The sequence below is a fragment of the Breznakia blatticola genome (assembly GCF_004365815.1).
GTDB lineage: Bacteria > Bacillota_I > Bacilli_A > Erysipelotrichales > Erysipelotrichaceae > Breznakia > Breznakia blatticola.
Map to the genome: position 1 here is coordinate 38815 of NZ_SODD01000006.1, position 19249 is coordinate 58063.

18 protein-coding genes are annotated in these 19249 nt (G+C 33.5%); 3 read left to right on the forward strand and 15 right to left on the reverse strand.

Features of this window, described 5'->3' with window-relative positions; all coding sequences use genetic code 11:
- Nucleotides 1–43: 43 nt before the first annotated feature.
- Entirely contained in the window at nucleotides 44–535 is a 492-nt protein-coding gene (locus EDD63_RS02970) for a MarR family winged helix-turn-helix transcriptional regulator (RefSeq protein WP_208318292.1), read from the reverse strand.
- A gap of 73 nt (nucleotides 536–608) precedes the next feature.
- Between EDD63_RS02970 and EDD63_RS02975 the strand changes: the two genes are divergently transcribed.
- Both EDD63_RS02975 and EDD63_RS02980 read left to right on the forward strand, forming a co-directional pair.
- Nucleotides 609–1478, forward strand: coding sequence for a hypothetical protein (locus EDD63_RS02975; RefSeq protein ID WP_134168341.1), 870 nt, complete (start codon nucleotides 609–611; stop codon nucleotides 1476–1478).
- A gap of 163 nt (nucleotides 1479–1641) precedes the next feature.
- Entirely contained in the window at nucleotides 1642–2844 is a 1203-nt protein-coding gene (locus EDD63_RS02980; RefSeq protein WP_134168343.1) for an ATP-binding protein, read from the forward strand.
- A 35-nt stretch (nucleotides 2845–2879) separates the two neighbouring features.
- Here the strand turns inward: EDD63_RS02980 and tsaD are convergent, their stop codons facing one another.
- Genes tsaD through EDD63_RS03010 form a run of 6 tightly spaced genes read right to left on the reverse strand, consistent with a single transcriptional unit; the run spans nucleotide 2880 to nucleotide 7118 of the window.
- Entirely contained in the window at nucleotides 2880–3896 is a 1017-nt protein-coding gene (tsaD, locus tag EDD63_RS02985; protein WP_134168345.1) for a tRNA (adenosine(37)-N6)-threonylcarbamoyltransferase complex transferase subunit TsaD, read from the reverse strand.
- Nucleotide 3897: 1 nt separating this feature from the next.
- The gene (gene rimI / locus EDD63_RS02990) at nucleotides 3898–4338 is read right to left on the reverse strand and encodes a ribosomal protein S18-alanine N-acetyltransferase (RefSeq protein ID WP_134168347.1); all 441 of its coding nucleotides are present in this window, start codon (nucleotides 4336–4338) and stop codon (nucleotides 3898–3900) included.
- Nucleotides 4335–4916 (reverse strand): tRNA (adenosine(37)-N6)-threonylcarbamoyltransferase complex dimerization subunit type 1 TsaB, encoded by a 582-nt coding sequence (gene tsaB / locus EDD63_RS02995; protein ID WP_134168349.1) that lies wholly within the window; start codon nucleotides 4914–4916, stop codon nucleotides 4335–4337. The genes rimI and tsaB overlap by 4 nt, the downstream gene beginning before the upstream one ends.
- The gene (tsaE, locus tag EDD63_RS03000) at nucleotides 4916–5356 is read right to left on the reverse strand and encodes a tRNA (adenosine(37)-N6)-threonylcarbamoyltransferase complex ATPase subunit type 1 TsaE (protein WP_134168351.1); all 441 of its coding nucleotides are present in this window, start codon (nucleotides 5354–5356) and stop codon (nucleotides 4916–4918) included. Before tsaE ends, tsaB begins: the two co-directional genes overlap by 1 nt.
- Nucleotides 5357–5368: 12 nt before the next feature.
- Nucleotides 5369–6577, reverse strand: coding sequence for an aminoacyltransferase (locus EDD63_RS03005; RefSeq protein ID WP_134168354.1), 1209 nt, complete (start codon nucleotides 6575–6577; stop codon nucleotides 5369–5371).
- A complete protein-coding gene (locus EDD63_RS03010; protein WP_134168356.1) occupies nucleotides 6564–7118 on the reverse strand; it encodes a DUF402 domain-containing protein in 555 nt (184 codons plus the stop codon). The genes EDD63_RS03005 and EDD63_RS03010 overlap by 14 nt, the downstream gene beginning before the upstream one ends.
- A 94-nt stretch (nucleotides 7119–7212) precedes the next feature.
- On the opposite strand from EDD63_RS03010, the gene EDD63_RS03015 reads away from it, so the two are divergent.
- Nucleotides 7213–7665 (forward strand): GAF domain-containing protein, encoded by a 453-nt coding sequence (locus tag EDD63_RS03015; protein ID WP_134168358.1) that lies wholly within the window; start codon nucleotides 7213–7215, stop codon nucleotides 7663–7665.
- A gap of 47 nt (nucleotides 7666–7712) precedes the next feature.
- Here the strand turns inward: EDD63_RS03015 and EDD63_RS03020 are convergent, their stop codons facing one another.
- The 8 genes from EDD63_RS03020 to EDD63_RS03055 form a co-directional block, all read right to left on the reverse strand.
- On the reverse strand, nucleotides 7713–8528 hold the full coding sequence (locus tag EDD63_RS03020; RefSeq protein ID WP_134168360.1) for an AAC(3) family N-acetyltransferase: 816 nt from the start codon (nucleotides 8526–8528) through the stop codon (nucleotides 7713–7715).
- Nucleotides 8483–8872 carry a hypothetical protein gene (locus EDD63_RS03025; RefSeq protein WP_134168362.1) on the reverse strand — a complete coding sequence of 130 codons (390 nt, stop codon included), beginning with the start codon at nucleotides 8870–8872 and terminating at the stop codon, nucleotides 8483–8485. The genes EDD63_RS03020 and EDD63_RS03025 overlap by 46 nt, the downstream gene beginning before the upstream one ends.
- Nucleotides 8873–8893: 21 nt before the next feature.
- On the reverse strand, nucleotides 8894–9394 hold the full coding sequence (locus EDD63_RS03030; protein ID WP_134168364.1) for a phosphatidylglycerophosphatase A family protein: 501 nt from the start codon (nucleotides 9392–9394) through the stop codon (nucleotides 8894–8896).
- Nucleotides 9395–9497: 103 nt separating this feature from the next.
- Complete coding sequence (locus EDD63_RS03035) at nucleotides 9498–10850, reverse strand: MATE family efflux transporter (protein ID WP_134168366.1); 1353 nt, start codon at nucleotides 10848–10850, stop codon at nucleotides 9498–9500.
- A 33-nt stretch (nucleotides 10851–10883) separates the two neighbouring features.
- Complete coding sequence (mnmM, locus tag EDD63_RS03040) at nucleotides 10884–11732, reverse strand: tRNA 5-(aminomethyl)-2-thiouridylate-methyltransferase MnmM (RefSeq protein WP_134168368.1); 849 nt, start codon at nucleotides 11730–11732, stop codon at nucleotides 10884–10886.
- Between the two features lie 91 nt (nucleotides 11733–11823).
- The gene (locus EDD63_RS03045) at nucleotides 11824–14745 is read right to left on the reverse strand and encodes a hypothetical protein (RefSeq protein ID WP_134168370.1); all 2922 of its coding nucleotides are present in this window, start codon (nucleotides 14743–14745) and stop codon (nucleotides 11824–11826) included.
- A gap of 214 nt (nucleotides 14746–14959) precedes the next feature.
- The gene (locus EDD63_RS03050; RefSeq protein ID WP_134168372.1) at nucleotides 14960–17839 is read right to left on the reverse strand and encodes a hypothetical protein; all 2880 of its coding nucleotides are present in this window, start codon (nucleotides 17837–17839) and stop codon (nucleotides 14960–14962) included.
- Between the two features lie 186 nt (nucleotides 17840–18025).
- On the reverse strand, nucleotides 18026–19195 hold the full coding sequence (locus EDD63_RS03055; RefSeq protein ID WP_134168374.1) for an iron-containing alcohol dehydrogenase: 1170 nt from the start codon (nucleotides 19193–19195) through the stop codon (nucleotides 18026–18028).
- Nucleotides 19196–19249 lie beyond the last annotated feature (54 nt).

The window sequence follows — 19249 nt, forward strand, 5'->3', positions numbered from 1 at the left end:
TCCAATCTTGGACTCTATGCTTTTTTTACTAATATCTATATTTTTACTTTTGATTCATACGATTTTCTTCTTGTTTCACACCATCATATAGTTTTGTAATCAAAAGATAGAACGTGTGAATCTCTTCATCAGAATATACAGAGAAGATACGCTCTAAGATTATACTATGTTCATCATATACTTTGCCAAAATAGCTGCTTGCTACATCTGTCAGATGAATTGAGACCATATTACCTTTACCCGGTTTTACTTCAACAAATCCATTCTTTTCAAGAAGTGTAACTAACTTTTTAATATTTTGTCTAGAACTTCCAAGTAATTCACCAAGCTGTGTATACGATGGTGCATGTTTCGCATGGCGAATCATTGCCAATACCATAAACTGTTTCAATGTAATTTGTGTATCACTTTTATCGAATATCGTTTGTAAACGATTTTGTAGAATCGAAATACTTGAAAACACACCACGTATTTCTTTTACTCGATCTCCTTCATATTCATTAATTAATGTTTGTATATCCACTGTATCCACCATTCCCTTCTTCTTTACATTATAGTAACCAGTTGCTATAATGTAAACGGTAACTGGTTACCATAGGAGGTTCGAATTGAATAAAACATTAAAATATTTAGTATTCGCTATAGTTGTTCTTACAATACTCGCTACAGGTATTGGGCTTTTATCAAATACAGTGTACGAACAAACAAACATGACATCAGTCAATGGTGCAACGATTTCATTATATGGAAAAGGAATTTATCACAACGATTCGATAAGCATTGCAGCACAAGCAAAAGGTCAAGATTTAACTACATTGCTTATAGCGATTCCATCATTAATCGCAGCAACATATTATACATACAAAAAATCAATTGCTGCTAAACTTGTTTTAGCTGGAGTGCTTGCATATTTTCTTTACTCATACATATCGTATGTATTTCTAGCACAATATAATCCTTTATTTATCGTTTATATTGCTCTTATGGGATTATCTTTTTTTGCTTTCACAATATGTATTACTTCTCTTGATAGCAACAAAATAAAACAAATAATGCCTTCATCATTTCCTAGGAAGAAACTTGCAGTATTTCTTATTTTCTTTTCAATCATGATGATGTTTCGTTCTCTATCAATTATTATTCCAACGATCACCAGTAATATCATCCCTGTTGAATTAGAACACTACACATCTTTAGTTATCCAAGCCATGGATCTATCCATTTTACTGCCTTCTGCATTACTTGGTGGAATATTACTATATAAAGATAAACCACTAGGTTATGTAATATCTATTGTGATCATCATTAAGTTTACACCATTAGGTGTAGCTATTTTAGCTATGTTGGCTTTTATGGCAAATGCAGGTGCAGTCGTAAAACTTAGTGAAGTCATTTTGTTCTCAATCATTGGAATTACGCTTATATTTGTCTTATTGGTAGTTCTTAAAAACTTAAAAAACTTACATAAAAGAATTTGATATTTTCGTGAAGATGTTTGGGATAGATTTGTAACATTGAGACAATTTCTTTTCCATAAATTTTTGAATTATACATAAAAAAACTATCATTTTCCCAATGTTTTTGAACTATACTTCAAAAACTTATGAGATGTGTTATACTATCAATGAGAGGTGATTTCCAATGATAAAACGACCAATATATTTAAATTGGCTGATTCAGTCTAAAGATAATGAGTTTGTAAAAGTGATTACTGGAGTTAGAAGATCTGGTAAATCTGTTCTTTTAAGTTTATACAAAGACTTTTTAATTGAGACAGGAATCAACACCAAAAACATTATATATTTGAATTTCGAGCATCCCGACAACTTTAAATTCAATGACTCTACACTACTTTATGAGTATCTACAAGAAGCAGTAAGTAATCGCAAAGGTAAAATTTATTTTATGTTTGATGAAATTCAAGAAGTACATAATTGGCAAAAACTAGTGAATGGTCTTCGTGTTGCCTTTGATTCAGATATTTACATTACTGGTTCTAATGCCAATTTACTTTCGGGAGAATTAGCAACATATCTTGCCGGAAGATATATTGAATTACAAGTTTATCCATTTTCGTTCAAAGAATTTAAGCAGTATCACGATATATTAAATCAAAACAGTGCTATAGATATCGATCATTTATTTAATGAATATCTTGAATGGGGCGGATTTGCTATGTTGCAAAGTATTCAGGACAAAACAATTAAATCTGATATACTTGATGGAATCTATACCAGCATTATCTTAAAGGATGTTGCCGCCCGTGATCAAATAAGAGAGATTAGTTTGCTAGAACGTCTTGTCAATTATTTACTAGACGTGATTGGATCAAAAGTTTCTATTAAGAAAATTGCTGACACACTAAATTCTGAAGGTTTAAAAACTAGTTCTAATATTATTGATAAATATATTAAACTTTTAAAAGATTCTTTTGTTTTTTATGAAGCCCAACGTTATGATATTCGTGGTAAACAAAGACTAAAAACGCAAGCAAAATATTATATCGTTGACACTGGTTTACGAAATAATTCACTAAAAAGAGTTGGTAATTTAGGCTCTCAGTTGGAAAACATAATTTATATTGAACTAAAACGAAGAGGATATGAAGTTTTTGTAGGAAAACTAGATGATAGCGAAGTTGATTTCGTATGTTTTAAAGATGGTTTGGTTGAATATTATCAAGTTGCTTATCAGTTACCTCAAAACGATACACGCGAACAAAAATCCTTATTGCATATTGCAGACAACTACAAGAAAACGATTATAACACTAAATCGCATGGATACAGGAATAGTTGATGGAATACCCGTCATTCACGCTATCGATTGGTTACTAAATAATTAAGAAAAAGTGATAAACACATGTATTTGTGTCTATCACTATTTTTGTATATCCATAACTTTTAATGATGGTTTTGCACTTTGACTAAAATCACCAAATGCTTCATTTTTATATGCGAAGTATCCAGCAACTGCAACCATTGCTGCATTATCCGTACAAACCCATAATGGTGGAAGAATCAGTTCTTCTTTACGATCTTTGAATGCTTCATCCATCTTTTCACGCAAACGAGAGTTAGCAGCAACTCCACCTGCTAGTAACACCTGATTTACTTCTACTGTATCAATGGCTTTTACTAGTTTATCCATGATCTCATTAAGTGCAGTTTCTTGGAAACTTGCAGCTAATGTAGCATCATCATATGTTTCCCCTTTACGTTTGCAGCGATCCACAAACTGTAAAACCCCACTTTTTAAACCACTAAAGCTTAAATCGAATTCACCTTGTGTTTTTGGTTGTGGAAGTTTATATAAAGATTCAACACCTTTTGCCAGTTTATCAATCTTTGGTCCTCCAGGGTATCCAAGATGTAATACACGAGCAACTTTATCATATGCTTCACCGATTGCATCATCTTGTGTTTGTCCTAATATTTCATATGAATTATCATCTTTCATATACACGATTTCAGAGTGACCTCCACTTACAACGAGTGCAAGTAGTGGAAACTTTAAATTCGTAATTAGATTATTGGCAAAGATATGCGATTTAATGTGGTGAATTGGCAAAAGTGGTTTATGATATGCCCAAGCTAATGTTTTTGCAGCTTGTACACCTACATGTAAACTACCAATTAAACCAGGCCCACGTGTATAGGCAATGGCATCTACATCGGCTACAGAGATTCCTGCTTTTTCAACAGCTTCATCAATTACTGCAGATATTTGTTCAACATGTAAACGACTTGCCACTTCTGGTAAGACTCCACCAAATTTCTCATGGACTTCAATTTGTGTTGCAACCACATTACTTAGAATCTCTTTTCCGTTTCTAACAATGGCACAAGCACTTTCATCACATGATGATTCAATAGCTAATATTGTGATATCTTTCATCTTATTCACCTACTAACATAACTCCCATAATACGGGCATCCTCTGTGGGATCTTTGTAATAATTCTTACGTATATCAATTTCAATAAAGTCAAGTTTCTCATAAAATGAGATTGCTTTAGCATTACTGTCTCTTACTTCTAAAAATACATGTTCGACTTCTTCATCTAAATGTTCAAACATGAATTCCATCAACTTCTCGCCGATTCCTCTTCTTTGATATGCTGGATCTATGGCAATCTTGCACAATTGTGCACTATCAAAGGTAATCCAGTAATCAATGTAACCAACAACTTTACCATTGTCTTTGTATACATATAAGTTTGCAACAGGACTGTCTTCAATTTCATATGTATAGTTTTCTAATGTGTAAGGTGAACTAAACACGCTACACTCAATTGCAAGCACTTCTGGTAAGTCATTTATTGTCATTTTCTCAATCATTTGAGATATGCACTTTCTTCTTTTAGATATGTTGGAATGAGCGCATGAATATGTTCTACCTTTTGGTAGAATGGACGTAAATCCTTAAAGTTTTTTACAAAATCAGGAATAATATCAAGACTACCAATTAAACTTGCATCACCAACGATTTGCCCACCCAACTCTTTGACTTCATCGACAGTTTTAATACCTTCTTCATGCATCTTTCCATCTTTATAACGACCATAATACACACGGTTACTTCTAGCATCTAAGATTACATGAACATCGTCAAGTCCTGCATATAACTGCAAAGTAGATATTGTGTAAAGTGTTTTATTCATACTAGAAGTAAATACTTTAGCAATACTCATAGCAATACGAATTCCAGTATAACTTCCTGGACCTACTGTAATTACAACTTCATCAATATCTTCAGATTGCCAGTTTACACTTTCCATTAAACTGATTAACTCTACGAATATACTTTCGCTTTGTTTTTTCCATGCATATTCACTGTAGCTTGCAACAACTTCATCATTTTCCATTAATACTAGATTTAAATAACGATGACTTGTATCCATACATAAGGTTTTCATTACAACACCTCTTCTATTTCTTGGTACTTCTTTCCAATTCCACTCACTTGAAACAAACGGTCTTCACCATCAAGTGCAATATGAATCTCTAAGCGTTCAGATGGTAATACATCGTTGATGTAGTCATACCATTCCACGACTTTAATACCATTCTCATCAAATACTTCTTCAAAACCTAAGTCTTGTTGAATACCTTCCAAACGGTAAGCATCAATATGATATAACATAGGTTCTCCATCATAGATTTTAAGTATATTAAATGTTGGCGAAGTAATCACATCATCAATACCAAGTGCTTTTCCAAGCGCTTTGGTAAATGTCGTTTTCCCTGCTCCTAAATCTCCAGCCATACATATCAATCCATCACCTTCTAGCAATGTAGCAATTTTATTGGCTAAAGCATTTGTTTCTTCTATTGATTTTACTCTTACTGTTTTCATGTGTATTCCTCACTATCCATTCAATGCATGTTTTCGTTTTTCATACATTGTGTGACTTAATTTATACAATAGTGTATTTCCTGGTAAGTCAAACTCACCAATTAATTCGTTAATCATTGGGTTAAAATTACGTTTGAACTTTGTAAGTCCATCTTGTAATGAGCCATCAATGCCACCCATGTTACATGTTTTTGCCACATGTGTAAAGCACATTGCCATAGATTCATACCATGTTGCATATGGCGCCATATAGCGTTTAAATTCATCATTCATTCCTGCGTATAGTATTTCACTTGTATGTCCATACATCACAACTAGCGTACCAGCAATATACACATGTGTTCCATATACTTCAAGCCAGTGTTCTAACTCTTTACATTCACGACTTAATGATGCATCTAACTCTTCTAATGTGAAACGCTTTTTCTTTGCATTCTCTGGACAATTTGCTAGATCTTCAATATTTTTATCATGTCTAGCTTTTGTTGCTGCATAGATACTTTCCAAATCGAGTGATGCCATCATCAAAAAGGCATCATCTTTATATACATCAAGTAGTTTTCTAAAGTATGATTCACCACGCAAAGCAATTTGTTTGCGCTCAGTTGTAAGATCCATTAGTTTACTAAATTCTCCTACTTTTTCTACACCACATTTTTCTACTTTTACTTGTTTTTTAGCAGCAGTTGCTAGCATTTTTTTAGTACTCTTTGAAAATGTCTCAGGATCAAATTCACTTTGATATACATTGGCTTGAAATCTTGGTTGAATTGTTGAAGACATATCTTTTGAAAATCCTTGATGAATAAGTCCTGCTTTTTTTGCATTCTTCATAATTTTATCAATATTGGCTTCTACTTGTGGCTGTTCACCCAAGTGAAAATCTTGATAGTGAATAGCTGGATCCATCTTTACAAATAAACAGCGTTTCTTTTTAGCAAATTTACGTAATTCTTGAAAGAAGTATGTAACTAAGCGCTCATCTGTATAATCTAAAATTGGTCCACGAGGTGTATACATCATCGTAAATCCTAATGGAAGTTGTTTAATTAGTACTAGTGATGAAGCAACCAGTGTTTTATCATCAAAAACACCAACAAAGACATGATCCCAATTTTCTTTTACTTTTGCCCATGAAGCAGACTGCAGTAAATTACAAAGCTCATGATTTTTTACAAACACATCATGTGTGATTGCATCAATTTGTTTAAACTGATACACGTCGATTCCTCCATTCTTCTTTCATAATGAGATATTTATTATACAATCTCTCAATTTCACGATGATCAAAAGGTGATTCTTTTCGATCAATTCGTTGCTGTAAATCTCTTAATTCTTTCCAAATCACAGTATCTAATTCTTTGGAATAATGCATCTTAGCACCATGTTCTTCATATTCATCTTCATCAAGTAAGGTTTGTTCGTAAGTGTTACTTACTTTGATATCTAAATCATAGTCAATATTTTTGATAGCTTCCCCATCATAAATACTTGGACTGGCTAAGTTACAATAGTAAAACACACCATGCTTACGAATCATACTAATGACATTATACCAATGGTTTGGATAGAAAAAACAAATTGCTGGTTCTCTAGTTAACCATTTACGTCCATCAGCTTCCACTACATAGGCACGATCAGTTATCGCAACAATTCTATCTTTATTAGATTCTATGACAAAAGCTTTCGACCATGTGCGGTGAATACTTCCGTCATGTTTATAGCTTTGGATATATACATACTCATTTTCTTTTGGTAACATACTTCACTTCCTAACTGATTTATTATACCACTAACAACATCATATTTCACTGTTATATCTATACAAGAAATTTGATTTGTTGTAGTATACCTATATGGAAAAGAATTTACTACTCGCACAATTTCGTGCAATCACAGAAGACATCACTGAAGAAATATCGCTTTTAAGTAATGCAAGTGCATGTATGATGCAATTACTTGAAGATATTAGTTGGGTTGGCTTCTATTTATATAAACATGACAATTTGATTTTAGGGCCTTTTCAAGGAAAAGTTGCATGCACAAACATTGCAATGAATAAAGGTGTTTGCGGAACAAGTGCATACAAACAAGAAACACTTGTAGTTGAAGATGTCCACAAATTCCCAGGACATATCGCTTGTGATAGTGCTTCAAACTCAGAAATTGTTGTCCCTATTATTGTCAATGATACACTTTATGGTGTACTTGATGTAGACTCTACAAGCTTTGCACGATTTAAAGAAGACGAAAAAGAATTATTTGAAGGATTTGTTGAAATTCTTGTCAACCAACTTGAACAACTATAAAAGAAACCAGAAATGATTACGTGTTATACACATTCTCATTTCTGGTTTTATTTTGAATAAAAGTAAGCTTTCGATAAACTTAGTGCTTCTTTGGCACTAAAGAAACGACATCTTGCTCGTGAAATCAAAGTTTCATTAACAATTTGACGTTCTTCTAGTATATCTTCGATATCCCGTATATTAATAGGTTCATATGCATAATCTAGCATTTGCATGAACCCTTTTTTTCCTTTGCGATCTAATGGACTTGATACAATTCGAATCGGTGTATTTTCATCATTGATTCTAGCAGCCTTAAATATATCTGCCCCCTCATATTTCATCCCTAGCAATAAAACATATCCATTTAATTCTGCCATTCTTTGAATCGGTGAATTTGACTGTAATGGAAAGTGTAATAGTTGTTTATCACATAGTAGTTTCGCATATTTTCCCCATGCAACAAACGAATGTGTTGGATGATTGGAACGATATACTCCATCATGCATCATCATCTGGTTAGCAAGTTGATTTCGTGATTGCGATAACTTTTTATTAAATGCCGGTATTGATTCACGTAAAACTTCAACTTGATATGGTTTACACGCACGTGAATCACGATTTAATGGATCCACATTATCCAGAGTAAAGCTACTTGTCATAAAGGTACCTTCATATCCAAGGACTTCTTGTAAGGCTTCAATGATACTACGATTGCCACCAACAACATATGAAAAATATTCCAATGCGCTTTGGACGTAGACGACCATTCCTTTTTGCAAACCAAGCGTACGAAAATGTTCCACTAAATCATCTTTTGTGATTACATTTTCACCAATTAGTTTCCGCTCAGAATCCCTTGTGATATTAACCATTGTTTCCATTCATTAGGCTCCTTACTATACTCGTATACTCCATCACTTACAACTTCACCAGAACGTATATGAAACATTACTGGCCAACTATCATATCCAGATAAGGCATGTTCTAGTTGGTTTTCAAATGCATCATTTACATCCGTTTCATTAAACGTATATAGCACAACATTATTTTCTTTGAATTCATCGATAATCAATTCTTCAAATTCTTGACACGCACTACTGCCATCGTAAGTTATCAATAACAGAAAATCTTCTCCATTATTGACCTTTTCTAAAATCTGCTCTTCACCAATACTGACAAATGAATATTCATCTTTTTTTGACAGCCTGTGATAAGCATAAAACACACACAAACTATTCCAAATAGCTTATAGCGCATCTTCTTCCACCGCAACTTCGCGTTGATTATGCGCAATTCGGCTTGCTGCACTTGCTGCAATTGCACCTACGATATCATCTAAAAATGTGTGACAAATATCTGGATTTTCTTTGTGATCATTTAATTCTTTTATAATACCAAACTTATCTTTATCAATAAAACCAAAGTTTGTTAGTGCAATTGAACCATATAAGTTACAAATACCATAAGCTAGTACCTCATCAATTCCATATAATGATTCATCACGATTGATAATATCATCCAACATCGTATCTTCCAAGATATGTTGTTCTGCTGCTTTGTCTAAAGCAATTCCTGTCATAATCGCATGTTGAACTTCACGTTTACGAATAATACTTTTTACTGTTTCGGTTACATCATCATTACTAATCCCCGTTTGATGATCTTTTTGTAAATACATAACACAATCGTTGATGTCTTGAATTGTAACTCCACGTTCTTCTAATAATGCTATACAGTGTTCAAACATATAAATCCCCTTTTTATTCTCTCCTTACTATTATACATGACTTTTTACATTTATGAGTGATAAATATTAAGGAAAAGAAGTCGAATTCAATTCAACTTCTTGCTTAGGTTATAAGTTTTCGATTCATCCATTTTCCACTACGATATCGCAAATAGAAACATGTACTTCTCAGTAGCCAATCAACTAACATTCCAATATATACTGCTTCAATTCGTAAATGGAAAAATCCAGTCAAGAAATAAGCTAAGAATACACGACATGTAAACATTGAGATAATTGAAACCACCATTGTGAATTTGGCATCATTACTAGCACGAAGTGCATTAGGAAACGCAAACGCCATATTCCAAAGTACAATATTTCCTACTGCCATCATCATAATTAGTACATCTGCAATTCTCATCGTTTCATTACTTAATGAATAGAGTTGAAACATTGGCTGTTTTAAAACGACAAACAGCAACGATGATGCTGCCGTTGTTACATAGGCATATCCCATGAGTTTTCGAATATAGAATTTGGCTTGGTCATAATCATTTGCACCTACACATCGTCCAACTACTGGAATTAATGCAAGTCCAATGGCTGCTCCAGGTACGATCATAAACGAACTAAAGTTTCCAATAACCGCATTCGCTGCAATACTTGCTGCACCAAATGTAGAAACTAATGATTGCACAATAATTTTTCCACCTTGGAAAATCCCATTTTCAAATCCTGATGGAATTGCAATACTTAAAATACGCTTCACCATTTGCCAATCAAAACGATAATCTTTTAGATGTTTCACATATAGTGGTAGACTATCATCATTTAATCGTCTAGTGATTAATATAGAACCAATGATACGACTCAACAATGTAGATAACGCTGCTCCTGCAACTCCCCAACCAAAACCAAAGATAAAGAGAGTATTCCCACAAACATTTAACCCATTCATCAATAAGGAAGTACGCATTGAAATACGTGAGTTCCCCATCGATCTAAAAATTGCTGCTCCACCATTATATAGAGCAATAAAAGGATATCCTAATGCAGATATAAAGAAATACACCATTGCATGTTCCATAATTTCTTTACCCACATCACCAAAGATTGTCCGTAAGATACTTCCTTCAAAAACAATGACAAGCACAGCAACAACAATCGCAATACCGGTTGCTACAAATAATAGTTGTTTACATGCTTCTCTTGCTTTTTTATCATTGTTCTTTCCAAGGTACTGACTTGCCACAACTGCTCCACCTGTCGCAAGTGCTGCAAAGATATTAATTAGTAAAATATTAATTGTCTCTACTAAAGCAAGTCCACTTACTGCATTTTCACCAACTGAAGATACCATGATGGTATCGATGGCTCCAACGGAAATAGAAAGCAACTGTTCCACCATTAAAGGTAGGATCAGTTGCCGTAATTGAATATTATCAAAAAAGTAATGACTCGGTGTTTTTTTCATACTCGATATTATACACCGACTTTAACAATTGTACTAGCAATTCTCTAATTGGATTTCACTTTGTAGTTCTTCGTTTATCCCATTACGTTTTCTTACTAGATACATACACATATAAATATCTTTTAATACTTCTTTTTTTACCATGCTTGTATCTAATGTCACAGTATCATTAGAAGGTAATGTAAAGCTTAAACGTTTTTGATCAACATAAGTTACAGAAAGTAAATCCTTATACATTACTTTTTGCACATCATATGAATCAAGTTTATTAAACTCTACAAACGTTTTAGATAAACTATAACGTGTATCCCCGATTATAAGATGGAACGGTATCGTAAATGGTACTGCTTCATCTTCACCTTTTACATCAATAGAAATAATGTAAGGTGCATCTTTGCGATTTAATAATTTAAGAATGGAAACATCATAGTGTTTACTATCAAGTTTCTCAACATATGCCTCGATTGCTTTTGCTTCTTTTTTCCCATGCTCAAATCCAGGATATAAAACAATAATAATTAATGCTGGCTTATGCGCAATTTGTAAGGCTTTATCTAAAGCCGTAATCACGGAATCCGCATTTGTTGTTATACTTTCATCTCCTCCTGGTAAATACCCCAGATTAAACACACCCACATCAAAAGCACCCACATGTTGATCTACGTTTGCGTGATCGTCCAAAATCCATTCAATATTGCTTCGTTGGGCGATCGTTTTCGCTTTTGCTATTGCACCTTCTTGAATATCAAAGGCATATACTTGATGACAACACTCACTTAGAAATTTCGTATCATACCCATTTCCACAAGTGAAGTCAACAGCAATGTCTAAGTCTTGATGCTCAGCAATAAACTTATGTGCTACTTCAACAATTTTTTTCATACTTACATTTTAACGTAAAAGAGATGATGTTTCCATCATCTCCGGCATTTCTAACAAAAAATTTATAATTTTTACGATATCTTTACAAATATTATTTCTTTTTCTTTAAAATCAGGATCATCAAAATACCTGCACCTGTAGTAATCAACATATTCATAAAGTGTAATACATCATTCACATCACCTGTATCAGGTGAATGCACTTGCGTGTTTGTTTCTTTCGTACTCGATGTATTTACTTGCTTATTCGTATTTGAATTGTTTGGATTTTCAGTGTTTGGAGTTGATGGATTTTCAATATTTGGATTTGTTGGTTTTTCATCAGGATTTGTTGGTTTTTCAACACTAGGATCTTTTGGCTTATCTGAAGGTTGTTCAATAACAAGTTCTCCTTCTTTTACTAAAAGGATTGGTTGTCCATCAAGTGCTAGATGAATATTTTGTCCTTCATCAATGAACCATGTCGCTGTCTTTGCATGTTCTCCAAATACAGTTAATCCTGTGCTTGTTTCATGTTTAAAGTTTTCAGTATTTCCATCCCATGCAATGATAGTCCCTTCATTTAGCGGTTGTGTATCTAGACAATCAATAACATCCTCTTGAGTAGCTCCTTTTCCAATAAGATAGCCATCTTTTGCGATTTTGATAGATGATGTATCGCTTGCTGAAAGCGCGACTCCAGATGCATTGATGATACCACCCTCTATGATGAATTCTCCTTCAACGTTCACTAATGAATCTGTTGTTTGACCAATCCATTGTCCTTTTGCATATAATTTTGCACCTTCATCAATAAAAACGGAATATGGTTGCTTAATTACTCCAGTAACTTCAAAGAACACCTCTGTATCACCTGTATAATCAAGGACATAAATATCAGCTTCTTCATTTTCTTGATTGCTTGCTTCTCTTTGGATACCACCAACCGAAACATTTCCATCGATATTAATCCCACCAAGTAAAACAGCATGTCCTTCCTTCTGTTTTTTGTAAACAATTCCATCAACTTTCACATTAACATTACCACTAGCAGCAACACCTGTATTACCAGCAACAATATCTCCAGACACGTAAATTGTTGTCATCCTATCACTATCATCATTTTCACATGAGATACCAACACTCAGTGCATGAACATCTCCACCCACATGAAGCGTTCCATTTTTATTTGTACCTCCTCCAACAAAACAGTTTGTAATTGAGCCATTAACTACAACAGTTGCTTCATCATCTACTAAAACACCATTTACATAGTGGTTTTGATTATTATCAACCATTTGACCATCAATATGATTCACTTCAACATATGCATTGCTTGATGCTTGCACAATATAGACTTCATCATTACCCTCGTATTTCAAATCCACACCATGTTCACCTGTATAAGTAAAACTGAAATCATCAAATACCGCTAGCAAACTGTTCAGTTCATATTTATATTTTGATGTATCGATACGGATATTGTTTTGATATACACCTTCATACATAGTTGATTCATACGTACCTATAGCAACTGGATGCTTTTCTGCCATATTTGGACTACAGACAGTAATCACTACATCTGTATAATCTTGTCCTTTTATAGCTTCTTGTACATCTTGAATTGAGTGATATTCATATGTATCGCCCTCTCCTATATCAAATTCTCCTATTTTCGTTTGTTTTTCTTTCATCAATAATACATCATTATATGTTATCCACATATTACCATCTGCTTGTTCTTTCCAAACAACAGTATTTGCATCTTGACCAAACATAACGATTCCTTCTTGTGAATTTTCAGTTTTGGGATTTTTATTTTTCCCATCTACTGCAATAATTACACCTTGATTCGTAACACTTTTGGCGTTGATTACATCCTTTTGTGTAATTCCACTACCAACTAATATACTGCCACTTTCCAACATTACATCTGCATCTTTTGATACAATAGCTTTCCCTTTTGAATTTGATAACATTCCATGATAGGTGAAACTTCCAGTACCATCTATCTCAATTAATGCACCTACTTTATCTCCAACTACATCTCCATAAAATGTTACATGACTTTCTTTGGTGTAGTCAAATATCAATGCTTGCATATCATTCGTTTCTAAATCGAAAACTAAGGTAACATTACTTCCTCCAACACGAACATTTTCATGTCGATTCAAATTCTGTAGTCCCTTTGCTTTAATATAAACCTCCACATCGTCTTCAGTTATATCCATAAGCATTTCAGAATTAGTCTTTACTTCTCCACGCACTTCAATGTCAATTGAACTTCTGGCTTCAACAACAAATGCATCAAGTGACATGTCTCCATATATCAAAACATTTGCCTTTTCTCCTGCGGTTGACTCGCTGGTATTGATACCTCGTTTACATTTTAGTATATTTCCTTTTACAACAACCTTCATATCACTTGTGTATTTAGATAAATTCATAGCCGTACGAACAAACGAAATATCTTTTTCAATTATTACACTTGCTTGATTATTTGCTAATACACCGATACGGACTTTTTCACTTTGGTTATTATCTTGAATTCCTTTAACATCAAGCAAACGAATACTTGATGAATCATAAGCTTTTACTGCTGCTAGACCTTCATCTACCATTGCTACACGAACACCATGTTCTCCTACATAGTCAAATGTAGAATCATCTTTCATTGTAATTCCAGCTTGAAGAATCATTTCAAAATCCGTTGTATCAATTACCACGTGTTTCAATTTTCGAAACGACATTTTTACATTTTGTCTCATAATTGCAGGTTGATCCACAACTTTAACTTTAATTGATACATATTTGTTGTTGTTTGCATCAACAAGTATGTCTTGTAATTCATCAAATTCTGTAGAACTTCCAATTTCATATTCCTTATCATAAATTACTTGATCTTGTTGAATCTCTACCTCATGGTTTAAGACGACTGCTTCTTTTCTTAGTGTTGCTTGTACTGGCATAATTGACATTACAAAAACTACCATTACTAAAACAACACGTAAACAAATTTTTAGTTTTCTAATCATTCGTATTCCTTCCTCTTTCTATAAAACACACATACACAAAATGATATCTTACGTAGAAATAGTATGTAAAACACCCAATAAATTATAACGAAAATGATATACAATCACTACTATTCATTCTAGCCGTTCATACGTATAAAAGGCTATGCATTTTTACACGCATAGCCTTGACAATCAATTGTTTTTTTGTTTTGTAACTTCTAAACACTCATAGTTAATTAGATTTTATTGTGTTGTTCTTCTTTAGAATAAATAAGATGAGCGCACTAGCAACTACAATCAAGTTAACCCAATATACTGCATTTGTTGTATCACCAGTTTCTGGTGAAGTACCTGTAATCACAACATTAGATTCCGTTGGATTTTTAACGTTTGAATCTGTTTGATTTTCACCATTTGGATTTATTGGTTTATCAACATTAGGATCTTTTGGCTTATCTGAAGGTTGTTCAACTACAAGTTCTCCTTCTTTCACTAAAAGAATTGGCTGTCCATCAAGTGCTAGATGAATGTTTTCACCTTCATCAACAAACCATGTCACTTTCTTAGCATGCTTTCCAAATACTGTTAAGCCTATACTTGTTGCATGTTTAAGGTTTTCTGTATTTCCATTCCATGCAATAATGGTTCCTTCATTTTGTAATTGTGCATCTAGACAATCAATAACATCTTCTTGTGTACTTCCTTTTCCAATAAGATAGCCATCTTTTGCGATTTTGATAGATGCAGTGTCACTTGCAAAAAGTGCAGTTCCTAACGTATTAATAATTCCTCCATCTACAATTAACTCACCTTCTCCATCAACTTCTACTAAAGAAGCAGTTGTTTGCCCAAACCATTGTCCTACCGCATTAAGTTTCGCATCGCCATCAATCAAAATTGTAATTGGTTTCTCAATTGTATTTTTAATATCTAAATTTACATTCGTATTATCAATGAAATCATACACATGAATATCTGCATTGTCTTCATTCTCACTTGTTATTTCTCTTTCAATACCACCAACAGAAACATAAGCATTAATGTTCTCTCCAGCAAGTTCGAGTGCACTGCGTCCGCTTGTGTATATGATTCCACCAACTTCTACATTCACATTTCCATTAGCAAATACGCCAAGATCACCTGCTGTGATATTACCATGTAGATATGCACTTGGTGTCTTTTGAGTATGATCATTAACAATATAAAGAGCTGTTTCTATTGCATCAAGATTACCCAAAATATCTAACTGTGCTTCATCTTGAATATAACAACCAACTGTCGCATTTGAAACTGATCCATTAACAACTACATTTGCTTTTTGATTTGCTGTGATTGCAACAGCAAATACATTTTGTCCATCATCGAAGATTTGACTATCGATATGATTCACTTCAATATACGCATTTCCTGTCGCAAGTACATGATTAAAATCTTTATTGTTTTTATACTTTAAGTCAACTCCATGATCACCTGTATATGTAAAACGAAATTCATCATAAACATGTAAAATGTTATGCAATTCATACTTGTATTTTGAAGTATCAATGCTCACATTCGTTTGATAGCCTAGATACGGATGAGTCGATTCCTCACTACTCAATACAATTTGTTCTTGTTCCACCATGTTTGGGCTACATACTTTAATAATCGTATCTGTGTAATTTAGTGACTTTGTAGCTTCAAGCACTTCTTGAATCGAATGATATTCATATTCATCACCTAATCCTATACTAAATTCTCCGATATTTTGTGGATTTACTTCTTTTTCTTTCATCAATGGAACATCTTTATATGTTAACCACATACTTCCATCTGCTTGTTTTTTCCATACAACATCTTTTGCATTTGTTCCAAATACTGTCACTCCATCTTGGGAATTCTCAGTTTTTTCACTTTTGTATTCTTCATCTACAGCAACAATAACACCATTGTTTGTAACACCTTTCGCTTGAATTATATCTTCTTGTGTATTTCCTATACCAACTAGGACACTTTCATCTTCAAGTATTACATCAACACCATTTGCTTTTAGTGTACTCCCTTTTTGATTTATCATTGTTCCAGCATAGGTTAAGCTTCCTTCACCTTCTACTTCAATTAATGAACCAGCTTTGCTTCCAATAAAATCTCCATATAGTACCAAATGACTTTCATCTTCAAACTCTATTTCGAATCTACTCTTAGTATACATTTCTAAGTCTAAATCTAGTGTAATATTGTTTCCATTAAAACGAATACGCTCGGTATCATTTACACTATATAGCTGTTTTGCTTTTATTCTGATATCAATATCATCACCATATACACTCATAAGTGTTCCAGAATTAACTTTTGCTTCACCAAGTATTTCTACATCAAAAGAGCATCTAAAGTCAAAAACAAAAGCTTCACTCGAAACATCTCCATGAACTAAAACTCGAGCTCTTTCTCCTGGTACATTATCTGTAGCATTAATACCATAGTTACAGTCATGAATGCTACCTTTTACTTCAAGATATGTTGTATTTGTATTATCAGTAAAATATACAGCATTCCAAAAGAATGAAATATCCCCTTCTATGGTTGCTTGCGCATCATCATATAGTTGAACTCCAAATTGAATGGGTTTCGCTTGTATGTAGTTTTCATTTCCTTGCACATGCAAAAGACGTACTTTAGCAGAATTACTGATATTTACAGCCGTTTGAAAACCTTCTAGCAAGTGTACACTTACTCCATGTTCTCCCTCATAGTCAAATACAACATCTCCTTTAACATGAAGTTCGTTTTGAATGATCATTGCAAAGTTTGTAGTATCAATAACCACATGCTTTAATTTTGAACTGTTAATATTCACCATCTTGGTCATCATTGCAGTTTGATCAATTACATTTACTTTAATAGATGTGTAGTCATTAACAACTGCATCATTGATAATATCTTGCAATTCCATAAACTCAGTTGCACTTCCTAGCTCATATTCCTTATCATAAGCTATTTGATTGTTTTGAACAGCAGGTTCTCGATTTGAAGTAATTGTTTGTTTTTTTAAAGTCCCTTGTACTGGCACTATCGATATCGAAACAATCACAACAATTAAAACCGCATAAAGGTATGTTTTTAGTTTTCTCATCATTTTCTCCTCTTTCCAAAAACACACATACACAAAATAGTGTTCCATACAAATAGATTGCACAAAACAGTGTATAAATTATAACGAAAACTTAACCAAATAACTACTATAAGTACTTACCATTCATACGTATAAAAGGCTATGCATTTTTACATACATAGCCTTGACATTTATTCCATTTTTTGTTTAGAAACAACGCTTATAAATTTCAAACACATCATTTGCTTCTAGTGTTTCGTATCCACCGATTTTACCACCTGGACGTGACTTAACACACTCTTCAGCAAGTTCTTTAAAATTTGCATCATTTGGAATACCTAATTCTGCAAAATTCTTTGGTAGTTTCATTGTAACAGTGAAAAATTCATATAACTTTTGAATTCCTTTTTGCGCACACTTATACGTGTTTTCTTCTTCAACATTAAATACTTCTCTTGCAAAGCGTGCAATACGATCTTTGTTCGTATCATTCAATATATAAGATAACCAAGCTGGTTCTAATAATGCGAGTGTTGCACCATGTGTTACATCATAGTATGCACTTAAAATATGTTGCATTGCATGACAGCTCCAGTTCTTCCCTGGACCTGATACTAAAAATCCATTGATTGCCCATGTTGATGCCCACATAATATTTGCACGTGCTTCATAATGATTCGGTTCATCTAGTAATACTGGACCATACTTTACACATGTCTTCAACAAATCAATCGCTACTTGGTCAGAAATATCACATCCAGCTTCATGATGGAAAAATGTTTCCATGATATGTGACATGATATCTGCTACACCTGATGCGCTTTGAAATGCATTTACAGTATAGGTATATGTTGGATCACAAATGCTAACTTTTGGAAATAGTAAATCATTAGCAAACCCTTTTTTACTTTTTGTCTCTGGATTTGTGATAACTGCTGTTTGATCCATTTCACTTCCTGTTGCACTTAATGTAAGTACAGAAATAATAGGCAAAGCTGCTTTAATCTTTTTCGCATCTAAGATTAGTTCCCATGCATCTTCATCAGAGCAAGCTCCTGCTGCAATTGCTTTTGATGCATCAAGTACACTACCTCCTCCGACTGCAAGAACTACATCAATATTATGTGTTTTACATAGTTCTACACCTTTTCGTACAGATGCAATGCGTGGGTTTGGTTCAATTCCATTACACTCCACAATCGTGCAGTCAGCTAGTAAATTATAGACTTTGTCATACAGTCCTAGTTTTTTTATACTACCTCCACCATACACAAGTAGAACGCGTTTACCAACACTTGCGACTTCTTCAGGCAAGTGTTGAACTTGATTTTCTCCAAAATGGATTTTCGTTGGGACATAATACGTAAAATTCTTCATATGTTTCACCTCGTTATATCTTCATTATAGAATAAATGTTCTTGATATTCTATG